Annotated in this window: 14 protein-coding genes; 4 read left to right on the top strand and 10 right to left on the bottom strand. The window is 50.9% G+C overall.

Annotated elements, in window-relative coordinates; all coding sequences use genetic code 11:
- Positions 1-194 (top strand): integrase core domain-containing protein (locus CAP48_RS12800; RefSeq protein ID WP_153045700.1); only part of this gene is annotated, 194 nt, incomplete at its 5' end.
- Here the strand turns inward: CAP48_RS12800 and CAP48_RS12795 are convergent.
- Entirely contained in the window at positions 176-1,093 is a 918-nt protein-coding gene (locus tag CAP48_RS12795; protein WP_161495258.1) for a mandelate racemase/muconate lactonizing enzyme family protein, read from the bottom strand. The genes CAP48_RS12800 and CAP48_RS12795 overlap by 19 nt on opposite strands.
- A 228-nt stretch (positions 1,094-1,321) precedes the next feature.
- On the opposite strand from CAP48_RS12795, the gene CAP48_RS12790 reads away from it, so the two are divergent.
- The gene (locus CAP48_RS12790) at positions 1,322-1,960 is read left to right on the top strand and encodes a GntR family transcriptional regulator (protein WP_100697323.1); all 639 of its coding nucleotides are present in this window, start codon (positions 1,322-1,324) and stop codon (positions 1,958-1,960) included.
- Positions 1,961-2,041: 81 nt separating this feature from the next.
- On the opposite strand, the gene CAP48_RS12785 is transcribed toward CAP48_RS12790, so the two are convergent.
- The 8 genes from CAP48_RS12785 to CAP48_RS12750 form a co-directional block, all read right to left on the bottom strand.
- Positions 2,042-3,691, bottom strand: coding sequence for an amidohydrolase (locus CAP48_RS12785; protein WP_100697321.1), 1,650 nt, complete (start codon positions 3,689-3,691; stop codon positions 2,042-2,044).
- A 50-nt stretch (positions 3,692-3,741) separates the two neighbouring features.
- The gene (locus CAP48_RS12780) at positions 3,742-4,722 is read right to left on the bottom strand and encodes a Bug family tripartite tricarboxylate transporter substrate binding protein (protein ID WP_100697319.1); all 981 of its coding nucleotides are present in this window, start codon (positions 4,720-4,722) and stop codon (positions 3,742-3,744) included.
- A gap of 492 nt (positions 4,723-5,214) precedes the next feature.
- A complete protein-coding gene (locus CAP48_RS12775; RefSeq protein WP_100697317.1) occupies positions 5,215-6,132 on the bottom strand; it encodes a LysR family transcriptional regulator in 918 nt (305 codons plus the stop codon).
- Between the two features lie 44 nt (positions 6,133-6,176).
- Complete coding sequence (locus CAP48_RS12770) at positions 6,177-7,301, bottom strand: CaiB/BaiF CoA-transferase family protein (RefSeq protein WP_100697315.1); 1,125 nt, start codon at positions 7,299-7,301, stop codon at positions 6,177-6,179.
- On the bottom strand, positions 7,301-8,095 hold the full coding sequence (locus tag CAP48_RS12765; RefSeq protein ID WP_100697313.1) for an enoyl-CoA hydratase: 795 nt from the start codon (positions 8,093-8,095) through the stop codon (positions 7,301-7,303). Before CAP48_RS12765 ends, CAP48_RS12770 begins: the two co-directional genes overlap by 1 nt.
- 726 nt (positions 8,096-8,821) lie before the next feature.
- Positions 8,822-9,787, bottom strand: a complete 966-nt coding sequence (locus CAP48_RS12760; protein ID WP_100697311.1) for a tripartite tricarboxylate transporter substrate binding protein — start codon at positions 9,785-9,787, stop codon at positions 8,822-8,824.
- A 17-nt stretch (positions 9,788-9,804) separates the two neighbouring features.
- Positions 9,805-11,313 carry a class I adenylate-forming enzyme family protein gene (locus CAP48_RS12755; protein ID WP_100697309.1) on the bottom strand — a complete coding sequence of 503 codons (1,509 nt, stop codon included), beginning with the start codon at positions 11,311-11,313 and terminating at the stop codon, positions 9,805-9,807.
- 1 nt (position 11,314) lies between these two features.
- Positions 11,315-12,565, bottom strand: coding sequence for a thiolase family protein (locus CAP48_RS12750; RefSeq protein ID WP_100697307.1), 1,251 nt, complete (start codon positions 12,563-12,565; stop codon positions 11,315-11,317).
- Positions 12,566-12,677: 112 nt separating this feature from the next.
- Between CAP48_RS12750 and CAP48_RS12745 the strand changes: the two genes are divergently transcribed.
- The gene (locus tag CAP48_RS12745) at positions 12,678-13,448 is read left to right on the top strand and encodes an IclR family transcriptional regulator (protein WP_100697305.1); all 771 of its coding nucleotides are present in this window, start codon (positions 12,678-12,680) and stop codon (positions 13,446-13,448) included.
- Between the two features lie 329 nt (positions 13,449-13,777).
- On the opposite strand, the gene CAP48_RS12740 is transcribed toward CAP48_RS12745, so the two are convergent.
- Positions 13,778-14,668 carry a LysR family transcriptional regulator gene (locus CAP48_RS12740; RefSeq protein ID WP_100697303.1) on the bottom strand — a complete coding sequence of 297 codons (891 nt, stop codon included), beginning with the start codon at positions 14,666-14,668 and terminating at the stop codon, positions 13,778-13,780.
- A gap of 100 nt (positions 14,669-14,768) precedes the next feature.
- On the opposite strand from CAP48_RS12740, the gene CAP48_RS12735 reads away from it, so the two are divergent.
- A complete protein-coding gene (locus CAP48_RS12735; protein ID WP_100697301.1) occupies positions 14,769-16,103 on the top strand; it encodes an arylsulfatase in 1,335 nt (444 codons plus the stop codon).
- Positions 16,104-16,109: the final 6 nt, after the last annotated feature.

Raw genomic sequence — 16,109 nt, 5'->3', positions numbered from 1 at the left:
GTTGCCCCTATCAAAACGCCTATATTGAGCGCTTCAATCGTACGTACCGCCAAGAGGTATTAGATTTATATCTTTTTACGTCGTTGAAGCAAGTTCAACACATCACGGAACACTGGACAACGATTTACAACACCGAAAGACCGCACGATTCACTCAATGACATGACACCCATTGACTATAAATTAACATTATAAATTCTATGTGTGTGGTGTATTAAAGATGGGGTATTTACACCGTCGCCGCCGATCACTGAAAGAACATGTAGACTGGCGGCTAGACCTAGCCCCGTGCCCATGAAGTGCAAATAACATTGGACATCGTGGGCATTGGCATAGCGAGCTATGCTTACGGCACCACTAATTCCTCCCCACTTAGCGACATCGGGCTGCACAATGTGCAAAGAGTGATCGTTTATGTGGTCTTCAAACCTGGATTGAGATGAAATGTTTTCACCTGCAGCAAGAGCAATTGGGCTGTATTCGGACAGACGCTTCCAAACACTCAAATCTTCACTGGCTAGTATCGGTTCTTCAATAAAGTCGATCTGGAACGGCTCTAGTGCAGAAATTTGTGCCTTTGCTTGTGAATAACTCCATGCTTGGTTGGCATCAACCATGATTGAAAACTCGCTTCCTAGTACTTCTCGGGCTGCACCTATTGCTGCTATGTCTCGGATAGGCTCGTACCCAATTTTCAGTTTGATCGCGGAATGCCCTGCATTTTTTATTTCGTTACACTGACTTTCAAGGTTGCCGCTGGAAGGGGTGCTGGCGTATGTACTTACAGAATCAATGCCCGATCCTCCCAAAAATTGAACCATGCTCACGTTGGCCCGACGTGCGCACAAATCGGCCACTGCCATGTCAATACCGGCGAAGCATTGAGAAAATACCCCTGATTCTCCTGTATGAATCATCATCCGCAACATTTTTTCTTCTAGCACGGCGCGCAGCTGCCTCCAATCCTGGAAAGTTTGCCCTTGCAAATATGGCGCGATGACATCTTGAACAAGAAAAGCCCGGGATTCCGCAGCGTGGGGTGGGAAATTACACCAAATTTCTCCCCAGCCGTAAGCCCCGTCGCTATCTTCCAATCGAAGCAAACACCCTTGTCTTACAGGCATGGGTCCCAGAGAGGATTCCGGGCCTTGCTTGACACGGACTCTTAGTGGATACGCTATAACTCGTGCTACCGTAATCGGCGCAACCTTACAGTTGGAATGGGTCATTTAATCCGTCTAATATATTAGTAATTAATCAGTAGTTAATCTAATATAAATTACTATCAAATCATTTGTCAACATGTGGTATGATTCGTTGCTATGAGCCGACTAGACGCATACGAAAGATTGAAATGTAGATTGATGAGCGGTGACCTTGAGCCAGGTCAATTTATTACGCAGCGAGAGTTCGCAGAGCTTGCGGGGGTTCCTCTGGGCGCCGCCCGGGAAGCGATTATGCAGCTCGAACATGAGCAACTGTTACGGGTTTATCCTCAGAGAGGCATTCAAATAGCCGATTGCACGATCAAAGCGTTAAATGATGCGTTCAATTATCGAAAAATTTTGGAGCGATATGCCATTGAGCATTATGTTGAAAATGCCAACCAGGAAAGCATATTGAATCTGGCGGAGGATACCAGGCGTGTTCTGGACGCGCTGAACTCTTGTGGATTTAATAGGGCTCTTCAGGAGCAGGCTGTGGAGATCGATTGGCGCTTACATGACGAGATTATTGCCAGTCTGCGCAATGACGTGGTCACGCGCGATTATCAAATTAATGCCGGCAGGATACGGTTGATGCGTGTGAGCAACCGGCTGGATTCTGATCGTGTTGTTGAAGCTTTGAATGAGCATTTGGAAATTCTGAATGCAGCGCTTGATCGGGACAAGAAGCGCGCAGCGGCGGCACTGGAGAGTCATTTGGCAACCGCTATGAAAAGAGCGTTAAGTGGAAGCTAAACTAATACGCTAGTTTATTGGTCGGGCCACTGGCCCCTCTAACTGCCGCTAGGGAGCGGTGCGGTCTGTCTGGCCTCGCTATCAGGCGTTTTCTACTGCCGGGAAAACCTTGCCGCCAAGAACAGTTCCCCAAATGCCGATTTTTGCCAGGTCTTCGGGTTGGATCGTTAATGGATCGGCCTCTAAGACTGCGAAGTCAGCAAGCTTGCCTATCTCTATGCTTCCGATAAGATGATCAAGCCTGAGCGTGTACGCGGCTCCCAACGTCATTGCGTGTAATGCCTCGTGGACCTGAATCTGCTCATGTTGCCCAAGGGTTCGTCCACTTGATGTAATCCGGTTGACAGCACACCACGCCGTGAACAATGGTCCGATGGGTGTGATAGGTGCATCTGAATGCAATGAGATTGGTACGCCGCAGGTCAATGCCGTTTTTGCCGCGTTCATTCTTTCGGCACGAGCGGGTCCTACTGTCGAAGTATAGTGGGCATCTCCCCAATAATATATGTGGTTGGCAAAAAGATTTGCACACATTCCCAGACGTGCCATACGCCGAAATTGAGCGGCACTGGCCATTTGGCAATGCTGCAGCGTATGTCTGTGGTCCCAACGGGGGTGCTCCATCAGTACTGACTCTACCGCATCGATGGCCACATCGGTAGCTTCATCACCATTGGCATGCATGTGTACAGACAACCCAGCGCGATGATATTCCAGCAAGAGTTCACGTACTTGCTGAGGGGCAATTACCCAAACACCATTTGGCGTCCCGTTGTGATATCCTGGCCAGCCCACGCGCGCGGTGTAGCCTTGGATCGAGCCATCGATCACTAGTTTGACCAAGCCGAAATGCAGTTTGTCGCTATTGTGCCGCATCGCACCCTTTACCCTCTGGACGCTACTGCCACTGCCATCACGCATGGGGGAGTAGGCAGCGGCAAGGCGCAACGGAAAATCTTCATTTGCAGTAACTTTTGCAAGACTGTCGACCGTCTCGTCCGCAAGCGCATGGGATAAGTCCGTTGCAGTGGTGACGCCAGCCAAGCGGGCCAGTTTCGCGAAATTCCAGATCCCTTCCTCACTCTGGCCCGCATCAAAAAATACATTGCCAATCTTTCTGAATATCATGAACATGGCAGCGAACTCTCGTAATTCGCCGGTTGGGAGGCCATCCTCGTCTGTGGTGACGCCTTCAATCACCGCCTTTGCGGTTATGCCTGCCTCTGTCAGCATGACACTATTGACATTGAGTAGATGCACGCTGGCATGGAGCACCACGACTGGCCTGGTAGTTGAGACCTGATCAAGGTGTTGGATAGACATCCGCTGAGTGCCAAAATAAATGGGATCGAATCCCCACGCCAATAGGGGGGTGTCTGAGTCTGCGAGTGCGGCTTCAGCCTGCTGTAGGCGGGATACGACTGCTTCGAAATTTTTCAGCCCTTTCCATAGGCGACCGTCGGGGCCGCGCCTATCGTAAAATCCGATGTACACAAATTTCCACATGCCGCCTTCCAGTAGATGACTGTGCGCTTCAATCAGTCCCGGCATGAGAACTTTTTCCTTGAACCGGTCATCTGTCTGGGCATCAGGCCATATATTAAATAGTGATGCATCCCCAACATCAAGAATCTTGCCGTCGCGTACTGCAACATGTGTCGCTTGCGGTTGCGAAGGGTTCATCGTCAGGATATTGCGGGCTGAAAAAATGATTGTGGCAGAAGATGTCATGGCAAAAATTCACAGAAAGCATGTAAAAGAAGACTGAGTGGCGTGCTCGATTATGAGTCAGCCGTAAAGCCGGACGCAGAAATGATGGGTTTCCAGTAATCGCGCTGCGTTTGAATGAACTGGCGCAACTGATTACCAGACCATCCAGTGGTTTCAAGACCTATATCGCCAAGCTTTTCACGAATCACTGGGTCTTTAGCGGCCGCCATAAAAGCTTTTTCAAGCTTATCTACGGTTTCTTTCGGTGTGCCGGCAGGCACAAACGCGGCAAACCAACCGGAAGCCATGTCAAATCCGTCTGCGCCAGCTTCCTTCATCGTGGGCAGGTCGGGCAGCAGCTTGCTTCGATGTGTGCCGGTAACTGCAAGAAAACGAATTTTGCCTGCCTTGTATAGTTCCGTCTGACCTGCAAGCGGGTTGATACTGGCTGGCAAGACACCACCGATGACATCGCTCAGCATAGGAGCTACTCCCTTGTATGACACCGGCATTAATGGAGTGTCAATGGCGTGCCCAAGTGTCAAGAGGCCGAAATGCGTCGGACTGCCAAGCGTTACCATGCCGACAGCCCCTGCATTGGGATTTTTTTTGACTGACGCGAGATATTCTTTCATCGATTTAATGGGACTGGTCGCATTGACAGCGAAAGCTTGTGGTGCATCGACCAAATGCGCGACGGGTATCAGATCTTTATCCGGATCGTATCCCAGCTTTTTGTAGGTTAACGGGAAAACGATGATCGGAGATGGCGATGTAATGAGAATTGTTTTGCCGTTAGGTGTCGAGCGCCTGGTATGATCCACTGCGATTTGGGCCGACGCACCGGGCCGGTTTTCTACGATATAGGTTTCGCCCAGATGCTCGTGCAGCCATTGGGCAAATGTCCGTGCCAGAATATCCGCAGCTCCTCCGGGGGCAAAGCCGACGACGATTCGAGTGGGCTGTTCGGCGGCATGGCTAGTATAAGGGACAGTGGCAAGGGTCATGGCCATGATAAAACCCAGGCTTTTGATAATGATGCGCTTTAACATTGTTGTTCCTCCATGTGCATATTGCAATTGTTTTATTTGAATGGTGACCCATCGTACGTTCGGAATTAATGTCGAACAAGCGAATAATTCTCATGGATTTATCTTGGAATGGAATAGGTAGGCGGCGAATGGCAAACAATACTGTATTTGTTATGCTTCGGCCAGCATTTGCAGTCGTGATATTGGTGTGCAGCACGAGTCGCAGACGTGTGTACATTCAAGGGGGACGCAACGCATAATTGTCACCGGATCTCTTTGACACCGGCTACACCTGACGCTGCAGTGTCGGCTGGTGGAAGAGCTATACGGGGAGCTTAGAGGCTTTTGTTTGCGCGGCAATCAACTAATTCCTTGAGCGACTTGTATTGCGCATCTCCTCGCAAACAACGTGCATCATTGGGATGGCGGCGACTCGGTTGATAATTAGAAGTCGTATGATACTTGCGGGATTTTTTTCTATAAAAGATGCGTTTTCATACATTTAACTCCGTCCTAAAGTGTATTCTCACGATCCTGGCGTTCTTGGAGATACGCTTCGGTGAGTCGTAGAAACTCTGTGGCGGCTAGCGTTAACCGCGTGCTGCGCCTGAGGATCAGCCATAGTTGATGATCAAGGTTGCGTTCGCCGTCAATGGGTAACACGCGCAGGCCAAGCTGGCGTGCCAACGTGCAGGCATAGCCCGGAATCACGGTAATTCCCAGGCCTGTTCCCACAAACTGCAGCGCTGAAGTGAGCATTCCGGCCTCAATATGGTAGCGAAATTGCAGGTTAAGTTCCGCGGCAACACGGTCCAGGCTGCGTCGCACGCTGTACACATTGCGCAGCATGATATGTTCATGTTCAGCCACATCGGACCAGGAAACAGCATCTCGATGGCCCAGGGGATGGTCGCAAGCGCACACTGCGTACATGGTGTCCCGGTAGATAACTCGTGTAGTCAGTTCATCGGCAGGAATTTCCAGTGAAACGATGCCAAAGTCGACGCGGCCGTTGCGCACATGTTCGATGGTGTCGTCGGTGGATAATTCAAAAAGATCCAGCGTTACGCAGGGATGGGCGCGATGGTAGTCGGCGATAATTTTCCCCATTAAACCTACCATCATAAGCGGCGATGTCGCCACTCCGACATTTCCGCGTTCAAGGGTACGTAACCCGCAAAGGCTGCGCTCGGCAGCACGCACGGTACCCAGAATTTCCTGTGCATAGGCATAAAAATCGGCCGCACCATCGCAAGGCGTAACACTGCGCGTGGAACGTTCGAACAACGGCTGACCCACTTCTGTTTCGAGATCGGAGCACAGCTTGCTGACGGCAGACTGTGTCAAGAATGATGCACGAGCGGCGGCAGTGAAACTGCGCAGTTCGTAGAGCGCACAGAAGACGCGTAATTGTTTGAGAGTGAAGTTCATTGTGTGCTCGTGCGCTACCGGGAACGATTGCCTTAGCGATTCGCTTACAGTATATCGCGATCGGCATCCTGACGTGGCGCGAGCGACCTGATTTGGCCCGGGGTGCGAGAGAAGCGAACTGGTATCGAGGTTGTGATCAGTGGTCCTTCACTGGGGTGTTGGACATGCTGGAAAAAGCCGGTGGCACTCAGATGCGGATCGTCCAGCAATGACTCAAGCGTGTTCACGCGCGCATGGGGAATGTCGGCGTCCGCCAGGAGTGCAATCCATTGGGCCGTGTCGCGCTGAACAACGATGTCGGCTAGATCTTTGTAAAGCTCGTTGAAGTGTCGTGCACGCGAAGATGCGTTGCTATAGCGGACGTCAGATGCTAGGTCGGCCCTGTCTGCGAGGGCAAAAAACCGTTGCCATTGCGCATCGGTGTATGGCAGCAGTGCCAGAAAACCATCGCGGGTAGGGTAGGGGCGACGTTGCGGGGAGAGTACCCGGTTATAGCCCATCGGCCCCTTCGGTGGCACATAGCTGTGACCACTCATATGCTCTAGCAGATTGAACGAAACTAATGTCTCGAACATAGGTACTTCGATCGACTGCCCCTGCCCGGAACGTTCTCGTTCAAATAGCGCCATTGGGATTGCATAGGCCAGCGTCAGGCCGGCTACCTTGTCGGCTAGAATCGTATTCACGTAGGCTGGAACGCCTGTATTGTGCCCTTGCAGATCTGCAAGACCACTCATCGCTTGTATGATATCGTCGAACGCCGGTTGCGCAGCGTAAGGCCCGTTCTGGCCAAAACCCACTGCCGCACAATGAATAAGCTTCGGGCTGCGTGCGCACAGCGTTGTCGCATCCAGGCCAAGTCGTTTGAGTGCAACCGGGCGCACATTGGAAATGAAGACATCAGCACCGTCGATAAGATGCATCAGTTGCTCTAGCTCGCCGGGTTTCTTTGCGTCCAGTGTGACGCTGTACTTATTGCGATTCAGGTTAAGATAAGCAGGCCCCATACCTTGGTTCGCGGCTGGCCCTGAAGCTCTGAAAACATCTCCTTCCGGCGCTTCGACCTTGATCACTTCTGCACCCATATCACCCAGGATCTGAGTGGCGTATGGGCCCATGGCAATGGAAGTCATGTCTATGACACGCACTCCCCTGAGTGGCCCTGCCATTATTTTGTCTCCCGATGTTGCTTACGTGTAAGAAAGGGTTCCATATAGCGACGTGGTTCGTCTGTGGTGAAGGTTTCGCCGAAAGTCTGTACGCTGCGATCAAGACCTGCCTCAATGCTCGATTTGGCCCAGTAGCTGAGCAGCGCTTTTTGCGAACGTACTGCGCATGGGCCACTGGCGGCAATGGGGGCGATCGTGCGTTCTATCAGCGCGTCAAGCGTTGCTGGTTCGCTTACAAATTGCAGAAACCCCCAACGCAATGCCTGCTCGGCATCAATGGTTTCGCCCGTGAGCAGTAGCCAATTGGTGGCGCCCTGGCCAATCAGTGAGGGTAGCAATACGGCGTGAATGACCGAGGGCATGCCAACGCGCACTTCAGGCATGCCGAATACTGCATCGGTCGAACCCAAGCGGATGTCGCATGCTGCGGCCAATTCTAATCCTGCGCCCAGACAGAATCCTGGAATGCGTGCGATCGTGGGTACAGGAATGGCTGCGACTGTCTCACACAACTGGCGCAGACGGGTAATGAAACTACGGGCTTCCTGTGGGTCAAGCTCTGCCATTTCATAGATATTGGCACCTCCAATAAACGCTTTTTCGCCCGATCCCCTGATGACAAGCGCAAGGGCATCCTGCTGTTGAGAAATCCAGCAGAAGGCTTCAGTCAAGCTCAGTGTGACTGGCGAAGCCAAAATGTTCAGGCTCTTGGCATCCGTGATTTGCAACGTATATATGCCACGCTCGTCGCGCGTCACATTGGCATGAGCAAAGGAGGGAATAGGATTCGTCATGATGGTTCCGGTTCAGATTTATCTTTTCCGATAATACCTGGGCCATTTAGTCACAACAAGCGAGTAATTTTCATAAATTAAGTAGACAATGGAATGAATTTAACGCCGAGATCCGGATAAGATTTATGGTTGATGCGATTATTATTACTGCTTTCGTTCTCGACACATTACATTGCAACGATACTTAAAGAATACATAAAGCAATAAGTCGGGTCGAGTTTACCGGTCGAGGGCCTCAGCCGATATGACGATCTCATAATAATATTGATGTTGCCATCCACACCCGAGCCTGCGAGTGCGGCATCCAGCGGGGCGATTTGGCAGGATCACCGTGAAGGGAGCCGGACAGCATCCCGGGCATTGTTGAGTCGACCAATCTTGTTGTACGTCTACTGAGTCAGAAGCATTGGATCGTTCATTTCGCGTGAGCAATCGCCTGAACTCTCATCGTATTGATAAATCTTTGAGCGAGCATTTAGACATTCTGAGTGCATCGCTTGAAGGAGATAAGAGACGAGCAGTGGCAACACTGAGAGGCTCAGTGAGCAATTGCTGTGAAAAGAGTGTTAAGCAGATGCTGAGTTTATTAAAGAATAATCAATTTACCAGCCGGCACATGCGCAAATACGACGCGCCATAGCGCCGGAAGCAAGCGGAATCAATGCACGCGGGCTACTATTCCACATACATTGATTCTCGATCGCTCAAATCCCGTTGCGACCATTCTTATTCGACACTGACCTCTGATGTTTCAACGACATTTCTCCATTTTTTTGTTTCGGACTCAATGTATTGTTGAAGGTCTTCGGGGTTCGTCGCCTTGATAGTAACAGCATTGGCTTCAAGCTTTTTTACGGTGTCGGGTGTTGCCAGTACCTTGCGCAGGGCAGTGCTTAGCACTTTTAATCTGTCTTGTGGAATATGAGCAGGGCCCATGACGCTAACCCAGGCGTCTACACTCATACCCGACACGCCAAGTTCATCGGCCGTCGGCACATCCGGCAACTCTTTGATGCGTTTTGTGCTGGTAATTGCAAGGGCTCTGATTTTTCCCGATTTCACCAAGCCGAGCGCGGCAGGCAGATTATCGAAGCCGACATCTACATGGTTACCCATAAGTGCAGTGAGCGCCGGGCCGCTGCCTGAGAAAGGAACATGCTGAATGCTTGTCTGTGTCAGCATCTTAAAATATTCGCCCGTCATATGCGGGGATGTGCCCGCGCCAGGGCTTGAGTAAGACATCGGCTTATTTTTGGCATCTGCGACCAATGCTTTCAGGTCCTGATACCGGGAATCGGCGTTGACAAGGATCAAATTGGTGTAATAACCCACCTCACCAATCATGGTGAAATCCTTGATCGGATCGAATTTAATGCTCTTGCGCAGCAAGGGGTTAATGACGTTTGTAGCGACGGTGCCCAGAAATAGTGTGTATCCGTCGGGTTTGGCTGCAGCGACAGAGGCCGCACCAATGGCTCCGCCGGCACCCACTTTATTATCCACGATGACCGTTTGCCCCAGTTCTTTGGATAAGCCGTCAGCGAGAATGCGCGTTACGATATCGGTAGATCCACCAGGGGGAAATCCCACAACGAACCGTATGGGCTGCTCAGGAAAAGCGGCCACTGCCGAACAACTTAATGTAACTGCTACCAGGCCGGCCAGTGCGGCGAACTTTGTCTTCATTTTCATCGTTAATCTCTCTCTTATCAGTTTTCGTCACGCAAGGAAGTCACAATGCGTCTTTTGTCGATTTTTCCCAACTCGTTTTTGGGAAAAGAATCCAAAATGTAAATTTTTTTGGGCGTCCGGATGGAACCCATTTCTTGTTTGCCAAAGTTAGTGAGCGCCTCCGGATCCAGAACGCCCGGCGTGGTCAGGACAACTGCCATTTCGACTCGCTCTCCCCACGTTTCGTCGGGTACTCCGAAAACGATACATTCATTGACGGCCTGGTGTCTTAAGTACGCTGCCTCCACATCCGACGGGTAAACATTAAAGCCGCCTGTGATAATGACGTCTTTCGATCTGCCCTTAATGAAAAGATAACCACGTTCATCGATGTAGCCGATATCGCCGGTATAAAACCAGCCATTTCTCATGACTGCGGAGGTTTGTTCGGGCATATTAAGATAGCCTGACATGAGCAGATCGCCGGTAACAACGATTTCCCCTGTCGTATTGGGCGTTTCGTTGGGAAATCCGTCGACGCCGACGACGGCGACGCGTGTCATCGGACCGCAATGGCCTGCGCTGCCGCGATTCTCCGGTAGTGAGCCCAACCTTCCTGGAAGTCCCGCAATGATGACTGGCGCTTCGGTGAGCCCGTAAGTCACCCCCAACACGGGGCCGAAGCAGTCGATTGCCTGATTCAGAAGCGGCAAAGGGCATGGGGCTCCCCCATAAAGCATGTTGCGCAGCGCCGGGAAGGGTACTGGCTGAGTATGTTGCTCATCGACCAGTCTTTTGAGCAATGTAGGAGGCAGCCAGGTCGAAGTGATCCGATATGTCGCCATGATTCGATGTAGTTGCGCCGCACTCGCTTTGTTGGCAATGACAAGGCATCCGCCCACGCCAAGGACTGGCAATACAAAAGTACCCGCTCCGTGAGTCATGGGAGGAGCCAGCAGAAAGCGCTCGTGGCTATCAAACTCATAAACCAACATGAGAGAGGCCACCATGGTGTTGATGCAACGGAATGATTGCTGCACAGCCTTTGGCGTACCAGATGATCCCCCTGTAAATTTAATTGCGATTATCTCTTCGAGTTCACACCAAGGCCTCTCAGGTACAGTGCCTGTGTACTTTTTTATCAATTGCGAAACCGAGTGCTTTGCTGTGGAGTTAGTGCAGAGTCGTTTACCCTTGTATGAATCGATCAGATGTGCATAATCCTTGTCGTACAGGATCAGATCCGGTCGAGCGCATTCCAGTTGTCGCGCAATATCTTTTTCCACTGCAGTGGGAGTGAGTGGTACCAGCACCCCTCCACAAGCATACGTTGCCAGTATGCCCAGTAGCATTTCGATCGAGTTTCCCGCAAGGGTTGCAACAACAGGACGTTTATTCTCAGATAACGCTTGGAGGGCAGCGGCCAGGGAAAATGCCTGCATCTTCAGCTCACCGTAACTTAACGTCAGGCCGGTGCCGACATCAATAACCGCTTGACGTTCTGGATGCAAGCGGGTGCCGCGAAGAAAGAAGTCGATTGGTTGCATCTTAGTCCTGCCGGTTACTAAGTACGGTTACTATCGCGGCGGCATCTTCGTATTTGAGAAAACCGCCCCCGTTTTCGGCCACAGCGGTTCTGGCTCCTCGTACCTGTCGATCACCCGCTTCATGGCGCAGTTGCGTGACCAGCTCGTGAATCTGTATAAGACCTGTGGCCGCGATAGGGTGCCCCTTTGATACCAAACCGCCTGACACGTTGACCGGCACCGAACCACCCAGGCTGCTGGATCCGCTTTCCGTATACGCGCCGCTTTCTCCCCGGGCACATAATCCAAGGTTTTCTATTTGCAGGAGCTCCGCAAAGCTCGAGGCGTCGTGCACTTCGACAACATCGATATTTTGCGGCGTGATATCGGCCATGGCATAAGCACGTTTGGCTGCCAGATGCACGCAGTGTTGTTCCATATCAGTGATCGGGCGATTGACGGTGCTAGAGGCACCCAAGCCGGCAATACGTATCGCGCGCGCTCGGTTCGAACCGGTCAATGCACGCGGGCTTGAAAGAATGACGGCCGACGCGCCGTCCGAAATCGGTGCACACATAGCGCGCGTCAGTGGCCAGGCAATCTCTGGACTCTCCAGCACCTGCGCGATGGACATGTCCTTCTGGTATTGCGCTAGCGGGTTCATGGTTGAGTGTGCATGATTTTTCGCTGCCACGGCTGCGATTTGTCTTTGTGTCGTCCCGTATGCGCGCATATGCTGGCGGGCCATTGCAGCATATATATCCATGAAGAAACTCTGGGTATTCCACGCGCCTGGTGTATTTAACCTGGCCCGGATTTCAGGATCTGTCTCCAAATCGCAGAAAAATCCCCAAGTATCCTGGAGTTTGTGGATATCGGTACCGCCAAAAAAGGCGGTCATCATCTCTGCTTTTTTTTCCGGATAAAACATTTTTTCTGTGCCGGCAACCAAGACGGTATCGAACATGCCGGATTCGATTGCCATGCAAGCGTTAAATAGGCCTGAACTGCTGCTCGCACATGCATTTTCGATATTGAAAATAGGAATGCCATTGAATCCCATTGCATTCAATGCGCATTGTCCGCGTATTGAGTTTTGGTTCTCCATCTGCCCTTGGCGAACGTTCGAGAACCAAGCCGCCTGAATGTCATCCAGCAGGTTTTCGCTATCTTTCAGTGCAAGATTGACCGCCAGTGCAGTTAGCTCCTTAACGGAAAGTTCGGGGTGTCGTCCAAGTTGGGTGTGGCCGATGCCGGTAATGTATACATTCATGGTGTTGCCTTGTGCCGTATTTGGTTGAGCTCAATCGTACGTTTGCGAAGCAGGAGCAACAACTCTGGCTAACCCGGCCAAATTGATGTAAAGTTTCAACATATGAAACTTTATGAATTTATCGTTAAATAACGTGATGACTCAATACACTAGCGTGCAAAAGGCGATCCACGTTCTCAAAACAGTAGAGGAACATCAGGAAAAAGGTCTGCGTCTGGTTGACGTTTGTAAACAACTGGCTCTTGGCAAACCCACCGCGTTACGTTTGCTGACTCAGTTGGCACAAGCAGGTCTACTTGAAAGAAGTTCGCGTAGTAAAAAATATTATCTTGGGAGTTATTGCAAAAAACTGGGGGAATCGCTTTCAAGACAGTCGTCGCTTTCTATGCGTTACGGTACGCTGTTAAGAGCCATATCTGCACGCACGGAAGATGCTTCTTTTCTCGTTATGTTGCAGGACCTTGACACGCTCTGTATTGCCCGCGAGGTGGGGTCTTACCCGATACAAGCCCTGGCCATTCCGGTAGGGAACAGGCAACCTATCGGCGTCGGGGCGGGCGGATTGGCTATGCTTGCTACTTTTGACGAAGAAAAAACTGAGTATTATTTGAATGCCAACCGTGCGCGGTTTCTCAAGTATCGGACCTTACGACTGGATGATCTCAGATCTCGCGTCGCTAAAGCGCGTAAACATGGTTATGCGGTCATCGGCAGCCACGCCGTTAAGCAAGTAACCGGGGTTGGCGTTACGTTACATGACAAGGAAGGACGGGTCGTGGGCGGCGTTAGTGTCGCTGCGCTTGATAACCGAATGACGCAGAAACGTCAGGTTGTTGTGGCCAGGATCATCAAAGAAGAAATTGAAATGTTTCTTGATACATAGTAATGGCGGAAGAACAAGAATGATTCTTGAATTATCGTTAGATACCGAAAATCAGTAATATATTCGCAGCAGCTTTGTAAGCGCCGACACATGTAAATGCCTGGCACATCCGGCCATACAAGTGCTCAGCATTATTCTGGAGGGCAAGGACGATGGGGTCGATCCTTCCATGCCAGTCGATTTAGATCGCCCACATTTTGTTGGAAGGTACGAGAAAATCCTTGTGAGTGATGCTGGGCAAAATCTCCCACAGGAAGTTCCTGAACACTATGCCGAAGTAGTCATGCGCTTGGCACCATAAGTCAAACGGTGATACGGCGGTAGCTGCTTCAGATGCAATTTTCCACGGCATCTCTGAAGCCTTCCATTAAGGGGGTCCAATGTGCGCCTTTTCGGGACAACAGGCAAAGTTTTCTGCGTTGCGGCAGTACGATCGGCAAGGGCGCAACACCGGAACCCAAGTCTGGCAGGAGTAATGATTCAGGCGCAAACGAGATAAAGTCTGTGCTCGCAACAATATCCAGAATACCTTTAGATACGAGTGGCACTTCCAAAGCGATCCGAGGTTCGTTCAACCCATGCTCGGTAAGCCAATGCATCAAGGCTTGCCGCGCGGAAGAACCCGCTAAGGGCGCGATCCAGCCATACGCCTGAAGCTCAGCTATGTGGAGCGTAGGCGTGCTAAATAAGCGATGGTGCTTGCTTGCAACGATTTTCATCGTATCTTGCATCAGCACTTTATGATCCAGTTCCGCGATGCTGTCGCCATAGATCGGTGCAATGACCAGGTCCAGATCACCGTGTTTTACCTGCTCAAATAGCGAATCCGATAATCCGGTTGTCAATGACACTTTGAGGGCAGGGCGCTTGGGCATAAGCCATCGCAATGCAGGAGCGACAATGTTATCGAGCGTAATTGCGGTGGCGCCAATTCTCAGCATTCCTGCTGCACCGGTCCGAAGTGCGCTCGTATTTTGCAAGGCATCCTGATATTGCGCGTAAAGAAGCTTTGCGTGGTCTACAAAAGCCCGGCCTGACGCATTTAGCCATATGCGGCGTGACGAACGTTCAAATAACGTCAGACCGGTTTCCTTTTCCAGCCTGCTCAACGACTTGGATAGTGCGGATTGCGTCACGCCGTGCGTAGCCGCGGCTCGCCCCATATGTCCCGACTCGGCCAGGGTTAAAAAGTACTCGATGTCACGGAAACTTAGATTCATGAATAGTATTCATTAATATGCGCATAATTGGAATCTAATTGTACGAGACTGGTCCTACACTTGGAAGATGTTTTTCACATAATCATTTTTTGAGGTACAGATGCCGGATTCGTCACCGAATATCATATTAATCGTTGCCGATAACCTCGGTTGGGGTGAGTTGGGCTGCTATGGCGGTGGTGCGTTGCGTGGAGCCCCCACCCCCAATATTGATCGCCTCGCGGCTCAGGGCATGCTGCTACATAACTTCAACGTTGAAAGCGATTGCGTACCGACACGTTCTGCATTGATGAGTGGACGTCACCCGATCAGAACTGGCTGCCTGCAGTCGGTTCCGGCTGGGCTGCCTCAAGGATTGAATCGGAATGAAATAACGCTGGCGCAATTACTGAGCAACCAGGGCTACGCCACAGCGCATTTTGGCAAGTGGCATTTGGGCGACTGCCCGGGACGCTATCCAAGTGACCGTGGCTTCGATGAGTGGTACGGTATTCCTCGCACGACCGATGAAAGTCAGTTTACCTCGACCGTTGGCTTTGATCCAACAGTCGTTGATTTACCCTACATTATGCAAGGAAAGAAAAACGGCGCTTCCGACAATGTCAAGGTATATGATCTGGAAACGAGACGAGAGATCGATGCAGAGCTGGTTGACAAGTCTATTCATTTTATGAGGCGCAACACAGAGCAGAACAAGGCTTTTTTTCTCTATCTTCCCATGGTCCATCTTCATTTTCCTACGCTGCCGCATCCCGATTTTGCGGGGCGCACGAATGCTGGGGATTTTGCAGATGCAATGGTTGAGATGGATCATCGCGTCGGACAAATTGATGCCGCTGTGCAGCAGCTCGGCATAGCAGACAATACCGTGTTCATTTTTTGTAGTGATAATGGTCCCGAATTTCGCCGTCCCTATCGCGGAACAGCGGGCCCATGGACAGGGACCTATCATACGGCAATGGAGGGCAGCCTGCGCGTGCCATTTATTATCCGCTGGCCTGGGCGCGTGAACGCGGGCTGTACAAGCAATGAAATCGTTCATGTGACTGATTTATATGCTACGTTAGCTGCAATTGCAGGCGCCGGTGTGCCGACAGATCGACCAATAGATGGAATAGATCAGACCGCGTTTTTTACGGGGAAACAAAAGACATCATGTCGGGAAGGTTTCTTATTTTATATAAAAAGCGAACTTCGCGCAGTGAAGTGGAGACATTGGAAATTGCATTTTTATTGGGAACCCGAAGTCAATAAAGGTCAAGGGAAACTGGAGTCGCCTTATTTGTTCAATCTGCTCTCAGACCCGAAGGAAGAAACGGACGTGCTGATCTTCAATACATGGGTGTTGGGGCCGGTATTAAAAATGGTCAATGTATTCAATGAAAGCGCAAAAACGTATCCTCATACCTTACCCGGTACGCCGGATTCACAATAACCATCC

The sequence above is a fragment of the Advenella sp. S44 genome (genome assembly GCF_002810445.1).
In the GTDB taxonomy this organism is placed as follows: domain Bacteria; phylum Pseudomonadota; class Gammaproteobacteria; order Burkholderiales; family Burkholderiaceae_B; genus Advenella.
This window is presented reverse-complemented; position numbering and strand designations above follow the sequence as displayed.